Origin of the sequence: Psychrobacter sp. (assembly GCF_036731945.1) — a bacterium.
Lineage (GTDB): Bacteria > Pseudomonadota > Gammaproteobacteria > Pseudomonadales > Moraxellaceae > Psychrobacter.
The window spans coordinates 2,142-3,489 of record NZ_DAINDI010000049.1 but is presented as its reverse complement, the minus strand read 5'-3'; the positions used below and the strand labels follow the sequence as shown (position 1 = coordinate 3,489).

Here is a 1,348-nt window from a genome sequence, read left to right as displayed (position 1 = left end):
CGCTGTTTGCGCCAATTGCGCCGCCGGTAGATAGCCGCCGATTTGTTGGCCAGACTCGGTAAAGATAGCTGGCGTGCCGCGTACCCCTAGCGACATTCCAAGCTCGATTTGCTCTTTTACCGGGTTATTACAGCTAGGCGCTTGAACGTTAGCACCCATTTTTGCTTGATCCATCGCCGCCTTGCGATCTTCGCTACACCAAATCGCTTCCATTTTTGGAATACTGCCTTCGCTACGCGGCCATGCCAAATAACGCACTTCAATACCGCGTGCATTGATATCGCCCATTTCTTCATGAAGCTTGGTGCAATAAGGGCAGTCGGCATCGGTAAAGGCATAAACAACCGATTTGGTCGCGCCTTTTGCTGGATAAATAACCATGTCCTTTTTATCGACCGTTTTTAGAGCGTCTTGCGCGGCTTTGGCAACCAAAGCGCCACTGATATCGACTGGCGCATCTTGCCCAACGGCGATGATTTGTCCTTGGATAATATGTTTGCCAGATTTATCGGTAAAAAACGATGGTAAGCCCGATGCCGTTACCCAATAAATATCGTCCATATCCGTTGGTACAGCTGAAATGATTTCTTCTTCAATCCCTGAGGCTTTTAGATTTGCTTGTAAGGCTTTGACCACTGCTGCATCGTTGTCGGCGACTTGTGCGGTACTGACTTTGGCTTCGGCGCTATTGACGATGCCTGTATTGCTGGTTGCATCAGCTGCATTATTCGAGCAGCCTGCGGCAATCGCGACCAGCAATGCGCCCATCATCATCCGCGATAAAGGCTTGCGTGAAAATAGCGCGCGAGCAGAAGTGGCTTTAGAGAAAGAAGGTAAAAACATAGATATTTCCTTTAGGCGATGATGCCTAAGCAAGATATAGATATAAAAACAGGGGCATAAATAGTGTATGAACGCTTATCCTGTATACGCTAGATTTTGTTGTCAGCGCGATATATTTCAAGGATGAGGTGCAATTTATTGATAATAAAAGATAAGTAGCAATACTGGTTATATTAACATATTTTTAGAAATAACCACTAAAGGCTATTTGTTGACATTGCCAACTTTATTAACGGTAAATATTATCGACAAATGTATTATTTACAGATAGCCATTAAAAAGCCGATATAAAATACATTTGTACTATTTCATCTAGGTTTATGTCTAGGTAGGCTACTGTCATCAACATTAAATTATTTATTAAAACAATTTTTCTATTATTATTTTTCTTTCTAACTTTCTAACTTTCTAAGGAGACCCTATGGCTGGTGCCAGTTTATTAACCCTACTTGATGATATCAGTGTGATACTCGATGATGTTTCGGTCATGACGAAGGTTGCCGCC

At 42.9% G+C, this 1,348-nt stretch carries 1 protein-coding gene; it reads right to left on the bottom strand.

The window, feature by feature from the left end:
• A partial coding sequence (locus V7D75_RS10405) for a DsbC family protein (RefSeq protein ID WP_333614503.1) occupies positions 1-843 on the bottom strand: 843 nt, incomplete at its 3' end.
• Positions 844-1,348 lie beyond the last annotated feature (505 nt).